Source organism: Bacteriovorax sp. As-1 (genome assembly GCF_058446905.1).
The window spans coordinates 3,468,219-3,488,685 of sequence record NZ_CP184341.1 but is presented as its reverse complement, the minus strand read 5'-3'; the positions used below and the strand labels follow the sequence as shown (position 1 = coordinate 3,488,685).

General features: G+C 41.4%; 17 protein-coding genes and 1 tRNA gene. 10 read left to right on the top strand and 8 right to left on the bottom strand.

Annotated elements, in window-relative coordinates; translation table 11 throughout:
- The first annotated feature begins 15 nt into the window (after positions 1-15).
- Positions 16-2,145: a 3-hydroxyacyl-CoA dehydrogenase NAD-binding domain-containing protein gene (locus ACN20O_RS17635; protein WP_491635647.1), complete on the top strand. Its 2,130-nt coding sequence runs from the start codon at positions 16-18 to the stop codon at positions 2,143-2,145.
- Positions 2,146-2,207: 62 nt separating this feature from the next.
- Positions 2,208-3,320, top strand: coding sequence for an ABC transporter permease (locus ACN20O_RS17630; RefSeq protein ID WP_491635645.1), 1,113 nt, complete (start codon positions 2,208-2,210; stop codon positions 3,318-3,320).
- Positions 3,321-3,387: 67 nt separating this feature from the next.
- Here the strand turns inward: ACN20O_RS17630 and ACN20O_RS17625 are convergent, their stop codons facing one another.
- From ACN20O_RS17625 to ACN20O_RS17605, 5 genes are all read right to left on the bottom strand, one after another.
- Positions 3,388-4,266 carry a hypothetical protein gene (locus ACN20O_RS17625; protein WP_491635643.1) on the bottom strand — a complete coding sequence of 293 codons (879 nt, stop codon included), beginning with the start codon at positions 4,264-4,266 and terminating at the stop codon, positions 3,388-3,390.
- A 141-nt stretch (positions 4,267-4,407) separates the two neighbouring features.
- The gene (locus ACN20O_RS17620) at positions 4,408-6,171 is read right to left on the bottom strand and encodes a methyl-accepting chemotaxis protein (RefSeq protein ID WP_491635641.1); all 1,764 of its coding nucleotides are present in this window, start codon (positions 6,169-6,171) and stop codon (positions 4,408-4,410) included.
- A gap of 104 nt (positions 6,172-6,275) precedes the next feature.
- Complete coding sequence (locus tag ACN20O_RS17615) at positions 6,276-7,118, bottom strand: HTTM domain-containing protein (protein ID WP_491635636.1); 843 nt, start codon at positions 7,116-7,118, stop codon at positions 6,276-6,278.
- On the bottom strand, positions 7,106-7,597 hold the full coding sequence (locus ACN20O_RS17610; RefSeq protein WP_491635634.1) for a hypothetical protein: 492 nt from the start codon (positions 7,595-7,597) through the stop codon (positions 7,106-7,108). Before ACN20O_RS17610 ends, ACN20O_RS17615 begins: the two co-directional genes overlap by 13 nt.
- Entirely contained in the window at positions 7,597-9,924 is a 2,328-nt protein-coding gene (locus tag ACN20O_RS17605; RefSeq protein WP_491635632.1) for a Tex family protein, read from the bottom strand. Before ACN20O_RS17605 ends, ACN20O_RS17610 begins: the two co-directional genes overlap by 1 nt.
- Before the next feature lie 114 nt (positions 9,925-10,038).
- On the opposite strand from ACN20O_RS17605, the gene ACN20O_RS17600 reads away from it, so the two are divergent.
- Positions 10,039-11,088, top strand: coding sequence for an FAD-binding oxidoreductase/lyase (locus ACN20O_RS17600; protein WP_491635628.1), 1,050 nt, complete (start codon positions 10,039-10,041; stop codon positions 11,086-11,088).
- A 7-nt stretch (positions 11,089-11,095) separates the two neighbouring features.
- Here the strand turns inward: ACN20O_RS17600 and ACN20O_RS17595 are convergent, their stop codons facing one another.
- Both ACN20O_RS17595 and ACN20O_RS17590 read right to left on the bottom strand, forming a co-directional pair.
- Positions 11,096-11,404: a Kazal-type serine protease inhibitor family protein gene (locus ACN20O_RS17595; RefSeq protein ID WP_491635625.1), complete on the bottom strand. Its 309-nt coding sequence runs from the start codon at positions 11,402-11,404 to the stop codon at positions 11,096-11,098.
- 48 nt (positions 11,405-11,452) lie between these two features.
- Positions 11,453-11,529: transfer RNA gene (locus ACN20O_RS17590), tRNA-Met, on the bottom strand.
- A gap of 93 nt (positions 11,530-11,622) precedes the next feature.
- On the opposite strand from ACN20O_RS17590, the gene tilS reads away from it, so the two are divergent.
- The 7 genes from tilS to ACN20O_RS17555 all read left to right on the top strand — a co-directional run bounded on the left by tilS (position 11,623) and on the right by ACN20O_RS17555 (position 19,305).
- Complete coding sequence (gene tilS, locus ACN20O_RS17585) at positions 11,623-12,903, top strand: tRNA lysidine(34) synthetase TilS (RefSeq protein ID WP_491635623.1); 1,281 nt, start codon at positions 11,623-11,625, stop codon at positions 12,901-12,903.
- A 54-nt stretch (positions 12,904-12,957) separates the two neighbouring features.
- Positions 12,958-14,850 carry an ATP-dependent zinc metalloprotease FtsH gene (gene ftsH, locus ACN20O_RS17580; protein WP_491635620.1) on the top strand — a complete coding sequence of 631 codons (1,893 nt, stop codon included), beginning with the start codon at positions 12,958-12,960 and terminating at the stop codon, positions 14,848-14,850.
- Positions 14,850-15,686 carry a dihydropteroate synthase gene (locus tag ACN20O_RS17575; protein ID WP_491635618.1) on the top strand — a complete coding sequence of 279 codons (837 nt, stop codon included), beginning with the start codon at positions 14,850-14,852 and terminating at the stop codon, positions 15,684-15,686. Before ftsH ends, ACN20O_RS17575 begins: the two co-directional genes overlap by 1 nt.
- A gap of 61 nt (positions 15,687-15,747) precedes the next feature.
- Positions 15,748-16,656: a trypsin-like serine peptidase gene (locus tag ACN20O_RS17570; RefSeq protein WP_491635616.1), complete on the top strand. Its 909-nt coding sequence runs from the start codon at positions 15,748-15,750 to the stop codon at positions 16,654-16,656.
- A 74-nt stretch (positions 16,657-16,730) separates the two neighbouring features.
- A complete protein-coding gene (locus tag ACN20O_RS17565) occupies positions 16,731-17,057 on the top strand; it encodes a hypothetical protein (RefSeq protein WP_491635614.1) in 327 nt (108 codons plus the stop codon).
- Complete coding sequence (locus ACN20O_RS17560; RefSeq protein WP_491635612.1) at positions 17,054-18,334, top strand: amidohydrolase family protein; 1,281 nt, start codon at positions 17,054-17,056, stop codon at positions 18,332-18,334. Before ACN20O_RS17565 ends, ACN20O_RS17560 begins: the two co-directional genes overlap by 4 nt.
- Positions 18,335-18,441: 107 nt before the next feature.
- The gene (locus tag ACN20O_RS17555) at positions 18,442-19,305 is read left to right on the top strand and encodes a trypsin-like serine peptidase (protein ID WP_491635610.1); all 864 of its coding nucleotides are present in this window, start codon (positions 18,442-18,444) and stop codon (positions 19,303-19,305) included.
- A gap of 101 nt (positions 19,306-19,406) precedes the next feature.
- Here ACN20O_RS17555 and ACN20O_RS17550 read toward each other — a convergent pair whose 3' ends face one another.
- The gene (locus tag ACN20O_RS17550) at positions 19,407-20,303 is read right to left on the bottom strand and encodes a 2-hydroxyacid dehydrogenase (RefSeq protein ID WP_491635608.1); all 897 of its coding nucleotides are present in this window, start codon (positions 20,301-20,303) and stop codon (positions 19,407-19,409) included.
- Positions 20,304-20,467: the final 164 nt, after the last annotated feature.

Sequence of the window (20,467 nt, the reverse complement as noted above, 5' to 3'; positions counted from 1 at the left end):
AAAAGAGAGAAGTATATGGCAAATAATAAAATCAGCTTAGAGTATAAAAATGATATCGCTTACATTGGTTTTGGTTACAATAGCACAAAATCAATGACAACTCTTGATGTTGAAACGATGACGGAGTTAATGGAAATCGTCGAAGAGCTTCACACTAAAGGGACAGCTCTAAAAGGAGCGATCTTCTTTTCTCATAAAGAGAACTGTTTTCTTGCCGGTGCAGATATCAACTTGATTGCCAGTATGAGAACAGAAGCAGAAGCTGCTGATGGAGCAGAACGCGGACAAAACGTTTACAACCGTATCGAAGATCTTCAGATTCCAACTGTTGTGTGCGTGGATGGAGTGTGTTTAGGCGGAGGTCTTGAACTTTCACTTTCATGTAAGGCCATCATTGCTTCAAACTCATCAAAGACTTCTCTTGGTCTTCCTGAGGTTAAACTTGGTTTAATTCCAGGTTTCGGGGGAACATACCGTCTTCCAAGAAAGATTGGTCTTCCAAATGCACTAGACATGATCCTGACAGGAAAAACTCTTCGCGCTGATAAAGCAAAGAGAATTGGATTAGTTGAAGAAGTTTACCCTCGCGAAAACCTTTTAGCGATGGCGCCGAATTTCTTTAACAGAAAAGCAAAACCTCAATCAATTAAAGAATCAATGACTGAGCTTGCGACAGAAAACTTTGTCACAAGAAAAATCATTTTCCAAAAAGTGCGTGAAAGTGTTTTAAAGAAAACAAACGGCTTTTACCAGGCCCCACTAAAAATTCTTGATGTCATGGACTCAGGAATGATGAAAGGGCGCACGAGTTATTTGGCCAGTGAAGCTCAGGCCTTTGGTGAGCTCGCAATTAGCGAACAAAGTAAAAACCTTCAGCACATTTATTTCATGTCAGAGGCCGTAAAAAAATACAACGGTCCAAAATCGACAAAACCTCTTCCAGTTCTTTCTCGTGGAGCGGCCCTTGGTGCCGGGACAATGGGAGGAGGGATTGCGTGGCTTATGGCCGAAGCAGGTATGCAGCCGATTATGAAAGACTTAACGACAGACGCTCTTAACTTAGGTTTAAAGCAGTCTTCACAAAACTTCCAAGGCGCGCTTAAGAGAAAAAAAATTACACCTGATGAGTTTGAAAGAAAACAAAGATCAATCACTGCTCAGCTTGATTACTCAGGTTTTAAAAAAATCGACCTGGTTATTGAAGCCGTAGTTGAAAACATGGATATCAAGAAGAAAGTTTTTGCTGAAACAGAAAAACAAGTTCACCTTGAAACTCTTTTAACAAGTAATACGTCTTCACTGTCGGTGCAGGAAATGTCTAAGGCCCTGGAGCGACCTGAGCGCTTTGCGGGACTTCACTTCTTTAACCCGGTTCACTTGATGCCACTGGTGGAAATCATTATCCACGACAAGATTGCTCCAGAGACGATTGAAGCTCTTCATAAGTGGGTTTTAAGAGTTAAGAAAACTCCGGTTATCGTTAAAGACGGTCCGGGATTTTTAGTTAACAGGATTCTTATGCCATACCTTAACGAAGCGGGATACCTGCTTGAAGAAGGGGTTTCGGTAAAAGACCTTGACCAGGCAGCATTAAATTTTGGTATGCCAATGGGCCCTGCAAGACTTCTGGATGAAGTTGGTATCGACGTTGCGGTTAAAGTTGGAAAAGTTATGCACGATGGTCTTGGAGCGCGCGCTTATCCTTCAAAAATGTCAGGGAAACTTTCTGAAAAGAATTTCCTTGGGAAAAAGACATCAAAAGGTTTTTACCTTTACGATGAAAAAGGAAAAGTGACAGGTCCAAACCCTGAAGTTGAAGAACTTCTGCCAAAAGAAAAAAAGAAAATGAGCGAGTCTGAACTTCAGATGAGACTTTTTCTTCCAATGATCAATGAAGCTGCGGCCATCTTAAAAGATGGAATCGTTGAAACAGCTGCAGATGTTGACTTAGGTCTGATCTTTGGTATTGGTTTCCCTCCATTCAGAGGCGGGCTGTTGCGTTACGCCGATAGCGAAGGATTGGATAAAATCCTGGGCGCTTTAAAGAATTTTAGTGAAACAGTTGACCGCGAACGCTATACTCCTAACTCATACTTAACGGACCTGGTGGAAACAAAAACCACCTTTTATGAGAAAGCGAAGTAGTGTTTGTAACGTATCTTAAGTATTTTTTCTTTTATATAATTTCTGCAAAAAATCGCCAACGATTGCTGATTCTCTCAGTCGTTGGCCTTTTTCTTTCATCTTTTGCCTTAATTGTCCTTCAAAGCACGATGGGGGGACTCCAAAACAGTTTGATGGTGCGCTCGAAATCCGTTTTAGGAAAGGCGACGCTTTATTATAAGGCCCCAAAAAATGATCCTGGCTACGAGAAGCTTTTTAAAATATTAGACGATAAAAAGGCCCTTTATAGTAAAGAATACGAAATCGAACTTCTGCTTCGTTACCAAACCTTTATTACGCCAGTTCTCGTTCATGGAATTGACCAGAATGGGTATGTGCCGGATCTTTTGCGTGTTGAACTTCAAAGCAGCATGAATCAAAAAAAAGTTGATGCCATTATGCCGATTGAACTCGCTTATAAAGTGGGTGTAGCACCTCCTGAGACACTAACGATGATTTCTCCGGCCCACGTTGATGATCTTCTGGGGGATGTCCCAAGAAGCCAGTCTATCCAGGTTGAGCGCACGATTTCTACCGAAGTTCCAGAGATCGACCTCTACCATATTTGGGTGAGGCTTCCACTTGTTCAGAATTTAATTCAATCGCACCTGATAAACCGCGTTCGCATTTATAGCGACATGGATTTCAAAGAGCTGCGCTCACTTCTTCCTACTGGTATTCAGCTTAAAACATGGGAAGAGGAGAACGCGACTTTGGTGTGGGCCTTAAAACTTGAAAGCACTGTGATGATTTTTCTTTTTGCGGCCATGAGTTTACTTGTGTCTCTTTGTATTACTTCAGGGCTTCTGATTTTCTTTAACAAGATTAAGTCTGACCTGGCGAGCTTCTGGATTTTAGGGGCTTCGTTTTCTAAGATCGACCGCGCGACAAAGTACTTCCTGCATTTAATGAGCATTCTCTCTATAGGAATGGGAGTGGGTTGTGGGCTTGTTTTCCTATGGCTTTTTAATCATTATGCGCCGGAAATTATGCCGGATGTTTTTGTGGATAGAAAGATTCCGATTTTGATTACAGGAAAGGGGCTTTTGATTTCTTTTTTAGTGCCGTATGCGATTTCGTCGGTGTTTTCAATCTTTGCGCTTAATCAGTTTAAGCGCGAACATGATCTTTTAGATCATGTCCGCTCTGTCTCATAACAAACTGCCCTACTAGAGTGGGGCGCATTTATTACTTAATTTTAACTTTTGTTTGATCTTTTTTTAATTAACTTAATAGAACAGAATTATGGAAGGCAATGTAGATGGCGAGATGATCTTCAAGTCTTTTAGGCTTCTTTGTCGTGCACCAGGTTCTTCTAAACAAGCGATTAATATTCGCCCTCAACATCGCGCACGTATGGTTAATCGCAAATAAAGGGTCGCGACCATTTTTCTTGAGCTCGCCAAGCCCTGCGATCATCGCCTTTTCGCCCTTATACTGTTTGTAATCAGCATCCGGAAAAAATTCTCGAACCACTTCTCTATAAATGCGATGCTCATCACTTTTTATTTCAGCCTGAGAGGAAATCGCCGGAGCTATCTGTTCAAAGAGCTTCATCATCGATTCTTTATGATAACTTTTTCTTTTTCCATATTTTCGTCTGGAAAGCGATGCCAGGTGTCCAAATGCCGGAATTTGAGAGACAAAAGCGCCCAGGATAACTCGAGATTGAGCATCGACGGCGACTGAAATGGAAAGAGGTTTAAGTTTGGTGTGCTCGGTAGTGATCAAGTCATCGAATTGAAGACGCTCGACTTTTTGCGTGCCAATTTTCAAAAGGAGATCGGCATGCTTTTGTCTTGATTTTTGGGCAAGATAGACGAGTTTTCTATCAATCGTCGTTCGATGAACTCCGAGAATGATCGCTGATCGTCGCATCGAGACTCCGGAAGAGAGAATTTTAAAAATGGTTTTATTGATGCGTCTCTTTTTCTGTCCGAACTCTAAGGTGCCAGTTGCGCGAGAGAATTTTTTAGAGCAAGCGGAGCACTTGTAGCGCTGGATTTGGCGGGAGTCATCTTTGCGCAGGTAATATCCATCTTTTTTACAAAAGGTGTTTTTTTGAAAGTAATTGCATTTTGAATTCGGGCAGCCTGGATTCATGGGTGAATAAATGCAAGTGACGAAATTGTTTATGAAACTTAATCATCTGAAAAGAAGGGCCACTTTTAGGAGTGAATTCAGAGATTGAAAGGGATATTGTCAAATAAAAAATAAAAAAGCCCCACTGTAGTGGGGCAGTTTTTAAACGTCTTCAAATCTTGGGTCATCGTAAGCAGGAGTAGAGTTCGCTGCCACTTTTGTTTTTGCCGCTGGCGCAGCGTGCTTCACTTCTTTTTTTGCTACCATTGGCAGGACGTTGTCCTTTTTAGGGGCCTCAAAAGATTTCTTGCCCTTTGGGGCCTCTGCTTTTGGTGCTTCCTTTTTAGGCATGTCTAAATGCTTTTCAGCATGCACTTCAGTTTTAACTTCAATCTTTTTTGTCACTTCTTTATAAACTTCAACTTCTTTTGGCATCTCTTTCTTTGGGGCCTTTTTTTGAGAGGCTTCAACGGTTATTTTCCCTCCAAAGATTTCCGTCTCAAGGTCTGTGACGGCAATTTGAAGAAAGTTAGCGTGAGTTGAGAGATGTTTTGCATTTTCAGAAGACTGGGCCGCTGCCTTATTGTTGCTTAGAGTGGCCTGGTCAAGTTGATTCATGGCCGCAGCGATATTACGGACACCTTCGGCCTGCTCCTTAGAAGCAATCGAGATTTCGTTAAGCATATTTTTTACAACAGTAGCATTTGTTACGATGTCTTCTAATACCGTTCCACAGCGAGCAGCAATCTTCATACCGTCATCAACTTTCAGGCTTCCGGCATCAGTTAAAGTCTTCACGTTGCGGTTTGTTTCTTCAATAACTGAATTTACTTTAACAATACTGTCATTCAGGATGTCGGCGATCTCAGTTGAGGCCTTACCAGACACCTGAGCAAGTTTTCCAACTTCTTCAGCTACTACTGCGAAGCCTTTTCCATGTTCACCAGCGCGTGCTGCCTCAACAGAAGCGTTGAATGAAAGGAGTTTTGTCTGGAAAACGATATCGTTAATGACTTTGGTTTTTTCTGAGATCTCATTGATGATCTTAACAATTCCACCAATGCGCTCATTTCCGCGGGCGATCTCTTCCATAATATCCTGGTTACTTTTTCCGATGGCCTCCATCGAGCCGATCATTTCATCTACAACATGTTTTCCATCCGTTGCGATAGAAAGTGACTCTTCAGATTTTTTCGTAGAGTTGGCAACACTGTCTACAGTGGTATTAACTTGTGAGGTGATCTCATCAAGAGTCGCCACCGTTTCTTGAATAGAAGCGGCCTGTTCGTTGGCCGAGCTTGAAACTTCGTGAGAAATACTTTCAAGTTCAGTAGAGCTCTCTCTTGTGGCCGTTGTAATTTCTTTAAGTTTGTCAGTCGTTAAATTCATTGCTTTTAAGCTTCGTGACAATGTCCACCACATAACAAAGGCAAGGATGATCTGAGAGATGATGTTGGCTATGATACCGCTTATGATGAAATCTTTTTTGATAGGGGCTATTTCATTGTGGTTATAGTTAATTGTTACGTATCCCACGGCACCATTATTTTCTTCACCCAGTTTAATAATTGGACTTTCTTGTTTGAAGATATGTTCTGTCTGCGAGTGAACAGTGGTGTCTTTGTTTTTAGCAGTAGCGATGACTTTTTTATCTTTATCATAGAAGAAAACTTCATTAATGCTGGCATCATCAACCATGTCTTCAGCGATAGATTGAATGTTTTTATAGTTTCCATTTTTTACATATTCAGCAGTCGTGAATTTTACAGATTGAATAAGTGCTTCAGTGGCATCGTCAATTTGCTTCTCAACCTCAGTGGTTGTCCTATTGAGATTGAAAGCGCCCATGGCAATTAAAATAATAAGTGCCGACAGGTTGATTGCCGTCATCAAGCGGAACATCAGCGAACGTTTTGATTTAGTCATAAAGAAGCTCCAAAAGGGACATTAGCTTAAGTTAGTCAAAAGCTTTATCGTCAAAACCCTTGGAAATGATAAATTTTTTATAAATAATTATTAAATGACTAATGTTATTTTTTTGATGATACTCTAAGTTTGGAAACGCCATATGGACTAAACCATCCATCCTCAATCATGAAGGCATGAATGATTAACATAACAATTGATAATGAGGCGAATTTCAGAGTGATAAGGATTCCTAAATGCATAAGTGAGTTGAGAATCCACAATGTCTTTCTTCCTTTCGGAATAAAAAGGGCCAGAAAAAAAAATCCTTCAACAATAATAATTGACCAATTAACTATCCTTTGAATAAGGAGTGGAAGCCCAAAATAGAGCTGGGCCAGGGTCTCACTTCGCGTGGCCGGGTAATCAAAAACATACGTAAGCGCGCGTCCTTCACGCCAAAGCGGCGAGAAGAAAAATTTGTGAAGTCCACTGGCCGTGTATCCTAGAGTGACAACCAACCAGAGACCCCAGAATAAAACCGGAGGAAAAGAAAACTCAGGGGATTTATTCTCCCAGAAAAATCTCTCTTCGTTATCCGGCACCAGTGAAAGAGCAAGCAGCATCCATCCAATATAAGGAACTCCTGGATTATAAGTCAGAAGGTCCTGATGAAAGAAAAACACCCAAGTGAAACAAAGAAAAAGAGAATTTAATGCTCTTTTAATTTTCAGTGTAAAAAAAATGGAACTTAAGAGAGAGAGACCAAGCAGGGTTGAAATGCCAGCAGGAGAGCGCAAAGGAGCAAGTAACTCTTTTAAATAAAGAGCACCTCCCGCTACTTTCATTCCTTCAGAACTATAGAGCTCTCTGCCATAGGGAATAAGAAAAAGGAAATGCTGGATAAGCCACAACCCAAAGAGCATTCTCACTAACGAAAAAAACTGTGAGTTGGTTAAGGAGCGCATGTAAAGCTCTCTTTCCAGTGTCCTGATGATTTCTCCAGGTGATGGATATTAATTTCCACACTGCTGATATTTTCTGTCTCTTTCATCGCCCGTGCCAGGCTTCCCTGATGGCAAAAACCATAGGTGAGTGCTGGTTTCCAGAGCATTTCAGGAAAACGTGGGAAGTATGCAATGGCCACAGAGTAAGTGCCCACTAAATTAAGCGGGCCTTCTATGTTGGAGTAAAATTTTTGATCAAAGACCGTGCTTTTTTTCAGGCCGCTTTTTGTTTGGTAATCAATTTTAATTAAGTGAGCGAAGTCTTCAACACCCTGGCGGTCAGAAAAAACCAGAGGGAGTGGAGAAAAACCAGAAGCAAATCCAATCTGGTCGAGTGTTTTGATTCTAAAGGTGTCGCCGACAAGTCTGATAAGACCCATGGCCACAACAAAACATTGCAGCCATAGGATAAGCTTTTTTTTGAATCGACTTGATGTCATTACAGTTTCAGGTTCTTTAATCCTGCAAAAGCGTTGTTCTTAAGCGCCGGACTTGGTGCTTGAGCTTTTTCCATATCACGCTTAGATGGTCCATCACGTCTTGGTCTCTCGCCAGGTGTTGCCTGAGCACTTCTATTAACCTGTGCTCCTTGTTTTGCTGTCAGAGAGATTCTTCCGCGGTCGTAGTCGATGTCCATAACTTGAACTTTAACTTCTTGACCAACTTTTAGAGCCGTCATTGCATCTTCAACAAAGTTGTCAGAGATTTGAGAGACGTGAAGAAGTCCATTTTCTTTAATCCCGATATCAACGAAAGCTCCAAACTGAGTGATGTTAGTCACTAGCCCAGGATACCATTCACCAATTTTTAGGTCAGTGATTTTTGAAACGTCTTTTCTGTACTCAAAAGATTTGAACTCAGTTCTCGGGTCTTGCGAAGGAGCTTTAAGTGCTTTAACGATATCGTTAAAAGTTAATTCTCCTAGCTCTGCCTTTAGTGATGAATCTCTTTCAAGTTTTGAAATCAATTCTTTATCAGATACAAGCTCTTTTGTGTTTACATTGTTTTTCTTTGCCCATGAAGCTAGAAGATCATAGCGCTCAGGGTGAATGAATGTGGCATCTAGTGGCTCTTCTCCGTTATAGATACGAAGAAATCCTGCCGCTTGTTCATAAACTTTTGGCGAGAAACGAGTCACTTTTAAAATTTCTTTTCTGTTTTTAAAAGCTCCATGGCTGTCTCTGTATTTAACCACGTTTCCTGCAAGCCCAGGTCCGATACCTGAAACATAAGCAAGTAGAGGAGCTGAAGCAGTATTGATGTCAACTCCTACGAAGTTAACACACGATTCAACCACACCTTCTAGTGATTTTTTTAGACGAGCTTGGTTAACGTCATGCTGGTATTGACCAACACCGATTGATTTTGGGTCAATTTTTACTAGTTCAGCGAGAGGATCTTGAAAACGTCTAGCGATTGAGATCGCGCCTCTTACTGTAACGTCTTTATCCGGGAATTCTTCAGCGGCAATTTCACTTGCTGAGTACACAGAAGCACCGGCCTCAGAAATCATAGTGGCGTTAACTTTTCCTTCTTTCACTTCCTTAACGTTCTCTTGAATGAAAGCAAGTGTCTCACGTCCATAAGTTCCGTTTCCAATAGCAATGTGGTGAACTTTAAATTGCTCAATAATTGCATTGAGAATCGTTGCCGACTCTTTAACTTTCATGTGTGGTTCGTGCGGATAGATTACACAGTCTGCAAGAAACTTCCCTGTGTTATCAACGATGGCAATTTTACAACCTGTTCTTACTCCCGGGTCAACACCGATAACCGCTTTTGGACCAAGGTATGGCTGAAGCAGAAGGTTTTTTAAGTTAACACCAAAAACGTTGATCGCTGTTTCATCAGAAACTCTTTTTAGTTCTGATTTAACTTCCAGATCAAGTGAAGGGTAGATGTAATTCATATAAGCTTTTTTAGCTGCAAGCTCCAGATCTGAAAGACAGCCAAGGCTTCCTGAGCTAAAGAATTTCTTCTTTAGTAATCCAAGTGCCACTTCTTCAGGGAAGACAACATCAACCTTTAGAGTCTTAGACGTCATACCTCTTCTCATTGCTAAGAAACGGTGGCCTGCTTTTGGCTCTTTTAGTTCAGAAATTTTTTGAGAGAATTCAAAGTAGTCTTTGTATTTCATCCACTCTTTGTCTTCTTCTTCAGCTTTATCTCTTTTTGAAGATTTTAAAACAGCATCTTTCCAGAAATCAGCGCGAAGAATGTCTTTAACTTCTGTATCGTGGGCCATTGATTCGATAATGATGTCGAAAGCTCCCGAATAAGCGTCTTCAAACGACTTGATCTTGAGATCAGGCTTATTGAAATGGTCGCCAAATTCTGCTTTTAATTGTTCTTTTGTTTTTGGTGTTCCTAAAATGATATTTGCCAGTGGCTCAAGACCAGCTTCCTTCGCAAGCATCCCTTTTGATTTTTTCTTAGCCTTATAAGGAGCGTATAAATCTTCCAGTTGGTTGATTGTATCGGCCGCTTTGATTTTCTTTTCAAGCTCAGGAGTCAGCTGTTCCATTTTTTTGATGGCATCTAAGATGTATTCGCGGCGCTTTTCTCTTTCTAAATAATTTTCGTACGCTTCATGGATGTTTCTGATTTGTACTTCATCCATTCCACCTGTCGCTTCTTTTCTATAGCGTGCTACAAAGGGAACCGTCGATTGCTCTGTGATTAGCAGGTTTAAAACTGCTAAGACGTTTCTCGCATTGATTTGCGTTTCTTGAGCGGCAAAAATGACAGCGTTTTGTTCTAGTGACATTTCGTAATTCTCCAATAGTTTCTGTGTTGTCTGTGATCTAAAAATTGTAAAATAAAACGATAATCATAATAAAAAGTGTTGGCAAATGAATAGTCTTTTTCATATTGTGTATTTATGGGAAATTCAGAAAAACAAACAATTTTTGACTTAGCCGTCATTGGTAATGGCGTAGCGGCACAGAGTTTTCTTTGGAATCTCTCACTGTCTGCCAGCAAAAGTCAGAATTTTACTATTGCTCATATTTTCTCCAATGAGATTGCTCCCGCATGTTCACTGCGCACTTGTGCCACCGTTTCTCTCAATGGAATCGAAGAAGATGTAAGTCCTTTGGGCAATGATATGCGCGAAGCCTTTTTTCTTTTTGATGATCTTTATATGAAGTATCGTCCAAAAGGAGTTGAAGAAGTCAAACGTGTAGTCATTTCTACCAATGAAAACGACACTAAAAAACTTTTACGTCGTTATAAAAAACTCGACACAATAAAAAATGCCCGAATCCATGATGAACATCAGGGAACGGAGTACAATTCTTATATTATTTCACCGGAGATTTTTTCTGCGTGGATGACTTCACAAATCACTGTCGCTAAAACGAATTTTCCTTTTTTTGCGAAAGACCTGGAGAAAAAAGGGGAGTTATTTGCGGTAAAGCTTGCAGATGGAAGAGAAGTGCTTGCTCGCAAAATTCTTTTTGCTACGGGGGCCTTTGCTAAAATCTTTGAACGCTTTCACGCTCCTGTCGGTGCTGAGTCTATTGAAGAAAAAAACACTATTAAAGCTGGGAGTTTTTTAGAGCGCGATATCGATTTGGGAGAGAAATCTTTTTATATCTCGATTGATGGGAATTACGTTCTTTATAGAAAAAATGCCCAGGAAAAAAAGCTTATTATCGGCAGCCTTACAACCATCGGAGCTTTTGAAGCTCCAGACGTCTATGGCCTATCGAAACTTCTTTTAAAGATGAAAGGTCTTTTAACTTTTGATGTCGGTGAGATGAAAGATTATAAGATCACCACTGGTCTTCGCCACAAGGGACCTAAGCGCCTTTTAATTGCCGGCGCTCTGGATGAAGAAAAGAAGCTCTTTAGAGTCAATGGACTCTATAAGAACGGCTTTACGATGGCCTTCTTAGCGGCCAAACGTTTAGAGAAAATGATTTTTTAAACGGATGTTAAACGTCTTGGAGTTTGTCTTTGCAAGCGCCTTCAGTGTACTTCACACCAGCACAGTCCGCTTCACAAGAGTTTCCGTAAGTTTTGTTGTTTTCCCCACAAACTGGCATCCAAAGTTTAGTGCAAATGCACTCTTTTGCTTTGTTTTTCATTGATGGAGCTGACTTATCTGATTTTTTCTCACTACTTTTTGCTACCGGTGCAGCAGCAGGAGTTTTGTCCTCAGCTTTTGGTGAAGTTGATTGAGAAGGAGTCGTGCAGGCCGTTAAAGCAAGAACCATTGACGCAAGAACTAGATTTCTGATCATAACATTCTTCCTAAAGTAAAAGTCGGGGGATTTATTAAAGATTTTTTTTGGTGGCTTGGGGCAGAATCGAACTGCCCACCTATGGGTTATGAATCCATCGCTCTAACCAACTGAGCTACCAAGCCATAAAAAAGTTTTCGGTCATACTAAATTTAAGGGAGTTATCTGTCAAGAATCCTGTCAAAAAAAGATCAAACAGTTTAGAATTAATTTTAAGTATGAGTGAATTACGCCATAAAAAACATCATCTCTTTTGCCTGAATTTCAAAGAACACGTAAGGGGTTTTATCCGCGAACACGAGCTTATCCACCCGGATAAGAAGATGGCCATTTCTGTCTCGGGCGGAGTCGATTCCGTGGCCTTGGCCGATGTTTTAGGAAGTTTTAATCAGGACTTCGAACTCATTCATTTCAATCATGGAACCCGTCCTCTAGAAAATAAAAAAGAAGAAGACCTGGTCACAAAGCTCGCAGATCAGCTCGACGTTAAGGTCAATATTTTTCATTTTAATTTATCGTTAGATGAAAAAAATTTTGAAGAAAAGGCGAGGGCCGAAAGAAAAAAAATCTACAGCGATTTTATCAAAAGGGGATACTGGGTTTATACCGCTCATCATATCGATGACTCTTTTGAATGGACGCTGATGCAGTCTTTTAAACAGTCGCACGTGAAATCCACATTGGGGATTCCGCTTTTTAATAGGGGAATCGTTCGTCCTTTTATGTGCGTGAGTAAAAAACAAATCCTGCGCTATGCCCGCGCCAAAAAACTTTCTTGGCTTGAAGACATGAGTAACCACAGTGATAAGTTCGAGCGAAATGCCCTGCGCTTATCAGTCACTCATCAGATTCATGCCAAGTACCCACAGGCGCTTAAGCATTATGTCTCTCGCCACAATCAACTGGCCGTGATGAATAATCTGCACCACAAATGCAGGCAATGTGATGTCTCGGTGATTGAAGAGGCCTCTGGAGGGGCCCTGTTTGTTTCCGATAATCTCGCGCTTTATAAAAATAAAATTAAAGACACTATTCATCGCTTCTCAAAAAGTACGCGTGGTGAAATTGATCAGGAAGTGAACAAGCTTCTCAATGCCCAGAGCGAGATCATGAAAAACCCGGCGACTTTTCCTTTTAAAGGCCCGGTCAATCTCTCTGGAGGCGTGAGCGCTTATTTGATGCGTACCCATTTGCTGATTTTAGGGGAAAAGCATAAAGATTTTTACCGAGACTTCGACCTAAAATTAAGGGATTACATCTCCAGAAAAACGCAGATTCCTGAGCTTTCAGCGTCTTTATCCTTTCCGCTGCTGGCGATTGACCCCCAAAAAAAACTAAAAAAGAGCTCCAAATTCATGCATCCCTTACTGCCAGTTACTTGTGAGTGGTTAAAGAAGCATGGAATCTCCTACACCTTTACTCCATTACTCTGCGCACCTGATAGACAAATGTTAGCTAAAGCCGCTCTCATACTTGATTCTTCTGTCTTGGGTTTATAGAATAATAAGGCCTATTCAATTTTGAATAGACCACACGACTAAGAAGGAATTTAAATGAAACCTCAGCAAAAAACTCTCACACTTTGGATTGTCGTAATCCTTTTGATGGCCCTGGTTGCAAAACTAGCGACTGTTAATAAAAACGATATCAAGCACATTGAATACCCGGTTTTCGTTCAGGCCGTGCAGGAAAAGAATATTGAAGAAGTTACTTTCAAAGGTGATAAAACAATCCTTGGTAAATTCAAACCAGGATACGAGAATGGCTCTCGCTTCACTTTAACTGGAAGCACGGGAGATAACACTTTTAACATTCTTCGCGAAAACAACATTGTTCCTCGCTACGAAGAAGAAGAAAAGCAAACATTCTTCACATCACTTCTCCTTAACTGGGGACCGATGATTCTTCTGATTGTTATTTTCTATTTCTTCCTGAGACAAATCCAAGCTGGTGGCGGCAAGGCGATGAGCTTTGGAAAGTCACGTGCAAGAATGCTAAATCCACATGAAAAGAAAATCACTTTCTCTGATGTATCAGGTGTTCAGGAAGCCAAAGAAGAACTTGAAGAAGTTGTCGACTTCCTAAAAGACCCGAAAAAATACACGGCACTTGGTGGGAAGATCCCTAAAGGGGTTATCCTTGTTGGTCCTCCAGGAACTGGTAAGACTCTTCTAGCAAGAGCTGTTGCTGGTGAAGCAGACGTTCCATTCTTCTCAATCTCAGGATCGGACTTCGTAGAAATGTTCGTAGGGGTTGGGGCTTCACGTGTAAGAGATTTATTTGAGCAAGGTAAAAAACACGCTCCATGTATCATCTTCATCGATGAGATCGATGCGGTTGGACGCCATAGAGGTCAAGGTCTTGGTGGTGGACACGATGAACGCGAACAAACTCTTAACCAGCTTCTTGTTGAGATGGATGGGTTTGAATCAAATGAAGGTGTAATCTTAATTGCAGCGACAAACCGTATTGACGTTCTTGACCCAGCTCTTCTTCGCCCAGGTCGTTTCGACAGACGAGTCATGGTTGGTGCTCCAGATGTTCGCGGTCGTCTTGGAATCCTTAAAGTTCACACGAAAAAGACTCCACTTGAAGACGATATTGATCTAGAAACAATCGCTAAAGGAACTCCAGGATTTACTGGGGCCGATCTTGCTAACCTTGTTAACGAAGCTGCGCTAAACGCTGCTAGAAACAACAAGAAGAAGCTTTCAAACGAAGACTTCGAGCAAGCAAAAGATAAAGTTCTAATGGGACCTGAAAGAAAGTCCCTTGTGATTTCTGATAAAGAAAAACTAATGACTGCCTACCATGAAGCAGGTCACACGCTGGTTGGTATGAACCTTCCACACACTGACCCTATTCACAAAGTCTCAATCATGCCTCGTGGTGGAGCTCTTGGGGTGACTCAAACTCTTCCAAATGAAGACATGCTTTCTCTAACAAATGACCGCGCAGAAAACTTCATTGCCTTCTTAATGGGTGGACGTTGTGCTGAAGAAATCGTTTACGGACAGATGACTTCAGGAGCTTCTAACGACATTGAAAGAGCAACGGGACTGGCCCGTTCAATGGTTTGTAAGTGGGGTATGAGTGAGAAGTTGGGACCGATCAACTACCATAAGTCGGGTCAATCTGCTTTCACAGGTATGGGTGAAAACGTAGATTACTCTGAGAAAACAGCTCAAGAGATCGATGAAGAAATCAACCGCATCGTTGAAAAGAACTACCGTCAGGCGATCAATATTCTTAAGTCAAACAGAGATGGTCTTGACCGTCTGGCCCACGCTTTAATGGCTTGGGAGACAATCGACTTCCAACAAGTAAAAGATGTTGTGGCGGGAATTGATATCGGTGTTCCGCTAAAATCGGACAAAAGATCTGACTCTTCTTCAAAAGATGAAGGGCCAAAAGTTTCTAAAGGATTAGACCCAGTACTAGCTTAATGAATTTAGACCAATATAAGAGTTTGGGAGTCATCAACAGGACTCCCGACTCTTTTTCTGATAAAGGCCGCTCTCTTAATCAAAAACATTTTGAAGAACAACTCACATCTTTTCTCGCCGATAAAAGTGTTATTTGTGATTTTGGTTTTGAGTCTACCGCACCCATGAATAGTTTTGTGCCACTGGATGAAGAAGTCGCGCGCTTTCGCGATTTTCTGGACGCCAGCAGAGACTACAACTTTCAGGGGCGCTTGATTTCTTTTGATACTTATAAGCCTCAAAGTTTTCTGATGATGAGTGAGATGTTCGGCGCTCTTCACGACGATGCTCGTTTTATTTTTAACGATGTAAGCGGCGTTTTAGACGACAAATTAAAATCAGCTCTTTTATCTCTTAAAGGAAAGAAATTCGCTTATATCTACACTTTTTCGCATATTCCTTCCCGCCAACAAGTCCAAGATCATATGAAATTTCTTGATGAATCCACAGATATTGTCATGTCCACTGCTGATGCTTTTCATAAGGCCTATAACTGGTTTAAGGAATTTGGGATGGAGGAGCAGCTTCTCTTTGATGCCGGGTTTGGTTTTTCCAAGACCTATGAGCAAAACTGGGCGCTGATTAATCGCTACAGTGAGCTTGAAGAAGAGCTTCTGGCCCGTGGGCTTAGAAACCCTCATGTCATTGGTCTCTCTAAAAAATCCTTTCTTAAAAAGGCCTTAAACACCACTGAGTCAACCGAACTGGAAGAGCTTCACAAAAAACTTATTCAAAAAATCCAATCCAAGGCAAAAATTAAAATTTTATTTAGAGTTCACGACCCAAAAATCCTGTAAAAAATACCTGTCTTTCGATTGTTTCTTATCAAAATGCGGCCCATTCTATAAATCGTAGGGCATGAATTTATTATTATCATTGCCATTATTATTGGTGTTGGTTCAGGCCGATATCACTCACGCTAACACTGTTGACGCCTTCAATGACAAGGTCATTTATGGCGAAGACAACCGCACGCTTATAAGCGATCTGGATGTCCAGTACGACGCTGAGGCGCTTACTTTTTCCCGCGCTATCCTGGCTCAAATTCCTAACTGGCGAATTACGTCTAATGATAAAACGACGATTGGAATTGAGACCCGCGATTTAAAAACCGGGCTTAATTTCTGTGATGGAGAGCGCTTTTTAGATCAACCTCTCGTTTCTGCATGCACGGCCTTTATGGTGGCGCCTGATTTAATCGTGACGGCCGGACACTGTGTAAAAGACAAATACGAATGTAAAAAGCAGACCTGGGTTTTAGATTACGACGACCGCATGGATTTTCTTCCACCAAAAAGCACGGTGACTTTTTCTAAAGAGAAGGCCTATGCGTGTAAAGAGCTGGTGAGCTGGTCGCAAAACGGAAAATTAGATTACGCCTTAATCAGGCTTGAGCGTCCCATCACGGACCGAGCCCCATTAAAAATTAGAAGAGATGGAAAAACGGCAACCAATGAATCACTAATGGTGATCGGGCATCCATTGGGAATGCCAAAAATGCTGACTTCTAATATTATGATCAGAGACAACACTTTGGACTTCGTTTTTAAGACTAATGCCGACACCTTCTCAGGAAACTCTGGTTCTCCTGTTTTGGGAATCAAATCAAAAATGGTTGAAGGAATCCTGGTTCGTGGAGACGACGACTTTAAAACCGACTTTCAATTAGGGTGTGACCGCCCGGCAAAGTGTGGGGACAAAGAGTGCCGCGGAGAAAGTGTTCAGCGCTCAACTTATTTGCCACTTAAATATATTCCCAAACTATAGAAACTTTTTTACCATAAACATATATGGAATATGTTTGTGGGCCCCTTATTCTTTACAGTCAGGATAAAATCCGAATGATGGATTTTCTATCCGACGTGTTTGAATTTGAAGTCGACCCCGAACAAGACCTGGTGATAAATGATGGGCTCAATTTAAAACTCATCGAACTTCCTGAAGTAGAAAAAGAAAACTTTAAGTCCCTGGGGATTAAGTTTGCTTTTAAGCTCAAGGAAAAAGAGCAGATCCAGGAAATCAAAAGCAAATACAATTTTTTTCTTTACCGCAAATCCGACCAAAAAATCAGCGAAGAGATCGCCTCAGAGAGCGAAGACGAAAAAAGTCTTTCTATTAAAGACATCGACGGACGCATCTGGCAGTTTGACGTAGAGACCACGCAATGAAAACCATTCAAGCCAATTGTGCCACTTCAAAAAAAATCGCAAGACTCGATATTACTTTTGATGAAGCCACCGGGCTTATTACCGGTGTCTCTGAAGCAAAAAAGGCCCGCACTGAAGTGGATTATTATTACGGTGATGAGTGTTTGTTATTTGCCGGAATGGGCGATATCCACATTCATGCCCGCGAAGATGTTTCAGGAAAAAACACTTATAAAGAGGATTTTCATTCGACTTGTTGTGCGGCCTTAAATGGAGGCGTGGTTCATGTGGCCGATATGCCCAATAACCCGATTCCACCTATTGATGATGAGTCCTATTTAAATAAATTCAAACTCACAAAAAAAGTGGATGTTCCCATTCTGCTTTATGCTGGAATTGGCCCATCGACGAGACCTCTAACTTTCACCGTTCCATATAAAGCTTATATGGGGCCTTCTATTGGTGAGCTTTTTTTTAAAGACAACCAAAGCCTGGATGATGTGCTCGTTCATTACAAAAATCAGTACGTGAGTTTTCACTGTGAAGACCCGGAAATCCTAGAGGCCCACAAAGGTGAGTCTACACACGCGACGAGAAGACCGGTGAGTGCTGAACTTATGGCCACCGATATTGCACTTAAACTCATTGAGAAGTACAACCTTAAAGGAAAGCTCTGTCACTACAGTGCTGGAGAAGGATTAAAAGCGATTATCGCCGCTAAAAAAAGAGGCGTGTACGTCACGTGTGAAGTGACTCCTCAACATCTTTATTACTCAATGGAGAAGCTTTCAAAAAAATCTTCACTTGAGCAAACATTCTTTCAAATGAATCCACCCATTCGTGGAGAGTCGGATAGAGAGGCCTTAATCAATGCCGTCAAAGAAGGGCATATTGATTATCTGGCCACAGATCACGCTCCTCATAGCGAAGAAGAAAAGATAAAAGGAACTAGTGGGCTTCCAGGACTTGATACCTTTGGCCCCTTTGTCACATGGTTGATTCTCGATCAAAAAATAGATCCAAAAACCATCGCTCAAATCGCCAGCGAAGGACCTGGAATCTTTTTTAACCAATTTCTTTCATCGCTAAACGATCGTTCAGATATTTTCAAAAAATGGGGAAAGGGCTTCGGATTTCTCGAAGTTGGATTCAGTGCATCTTTTACTGTTTTAGATTTAAAATCCCCAATGAAAGTGGAGAAAAAAGACCTCAAAACCAAGGCCCAGTGGTCGCCCTTCTTAGGTGAAACATTCCCGGGATCTGTGAAATCCGTCTACCTTTGCGGTAAGAAAATGTAAGATGATGTTGATTAAAACTGTCAAGAAGTAAGTTTTTGTAAGTGTAAAAATTTCAGATAATAGCAGTATAGTCGTCGAACGAAAAAAATCCTACACAAGGACGTTATATGAAATTCATTGCTCTACTTGCTCTTACTCTTTCTGTTTCAGCTTTCGCTAAAACAACTCCAGTCGATAAAGTTATCTACGGACAGGACGATCGTCTGGACATTTTCGAATCTAACGACAATCTGATGAAAGAACTTTCTCTTTCAACAGCTGTTCAAATTCTTAACAGAAACCTAGTTGAAACAACTCCAGGTCAATACACAGTTAAAGCTGAAACGCTTGCTGAGTCTGGAATGTGTAAATCAGAGCGTTTCGCTAACCAACCAACGGCCGGTAACTGTTCAGGGTTCCTTGTTGCAGGAGATAAGCTAGTGACTGCTGGTCACTGTATTAACTCTGACTTCGACTGTCAGGGACACTACTGGGTATTCGACTTTGCTAATAAAGAGAAAGAAGAAAAAACTTTCACTTTCAACAAAGATCAAGTTTACCGTTGTTCAAAAATTATCGAAAGAAAGAAAGATTCTATGACTCAAGCGGATTACGCTGTTGTAAAACTTGAAAGAGTTGTTACAGGACGCACTCCACTTAAGTACAGAACAGAAGGAAAGCCAGCTGACGATGCAGTTTTCACTGTAATCGGTCACCCAACAGGTCTTCCAACAAAAATCACAGCTGCAGCTGATATGAGAAACAACACAAACCCAACGTTCTTCGTAACAAACGCAGATACATACGGTGGGAACTCTGGTTCAGCAGTTGTTGACTCAAGAACTGGTATCGTAGAAGGAATCCTTGTTAGAGGAGACCAAGACTACTCTCGCACAGAAGATGGATGTCTTGGATCAGTATACCGCCCACAATCTGGTGGACGTGGTGAAGACGTAACAAGAATCACAATTATTAACAATCTTAAGCACTAATTAAAAAATCAAAAACATAAGGGCCCATTACGGGCCCTTTTGTTTTTTGTCTCTATGAAACGGACTCCAAGGATGGTTGTCTTTTTCTTCCAGAAAAAAATCTAAGCAAACGCCTTCATAATATTTTCCGCACAAAGAACCGACATCGCTCTTCTTGCTTCAAAAGTCGCCGAGCCGATATGGGGAAGAATCATGACATTTGGTAGTGAGTAAAGTGGGTGAGTTGGAACCAGTGGCTCTGGTGTTGTGACGTCTAGGCCAGCTGAGAAAATCTCTTTATTTTTTAGGGCCTCATAAAGAGCGTCCTGATCGATGACGTCACCTCTAGCAGTGTTGATGATAATCGCTGTCTTTTTAAGGGCGGCAATTTCTTTTTTTCCAATGATGTGACGGCTCTCAGGAGTCAGAGGGATATGCAGAGAAAGGACGTCGATATCTTTTAAGAAGGCGATTAGGTCTTCACCTCTTTTATAACCTCTCACTTCCATTCCAAACGCTCCGTGGGCCATTTCTCCCAGGCGTTTTCCAATGCGTCCGTATCCCACAATTCCTAAAACTTTTCCTTTAAGCGCATGCCCTAGATGCCCCTGCGGCTCGAAGTGTTTCCAGTGTCCTTCTTCAGCGTTTCTGATGGCCGAACGGAAATTTCTGGCGGCACAAATCATGAGCCCAATTGCGATTTCGGCCGTCGCTTCCGTAAGCACATCCGGCGTGTTTCCAATGGTGATCCCGAGCTCTTTAGCGGCTTCCAGGTCGATGTTATTTACACCGACAGCGTAGTTGGTGATGATTTTGAGATGAGTGTTTTTTTCCAGGAAATCCTTGTTAATAGAGTCGGCCATGGTGCAAATAAGAGCGTCTGCTGACTTTGATTTCTCCATTAGTTCGGCCGGAGTAAGGGGTTCGTCCTTGGTTGTCACTTCTACTTCGAAGCCATTTTTGACCAAGAGGTCTAGACCTTCAGTTAGTATTTTTCGAGTAACGAAGACTTTTTTCATGGGTTTATCCTTTGGCCAAACAAAATGAATTTCTTACAGAATCTTACATTTAAAATTAAAGCCTATAAAAAGTAGCATGGTCAACTATTTTCTAGGAAATCCTTGGGTTTGGTGCTATTTTCTGCGCCGATTGTGATATTGGGGTCGCATGACTCTTACATTTG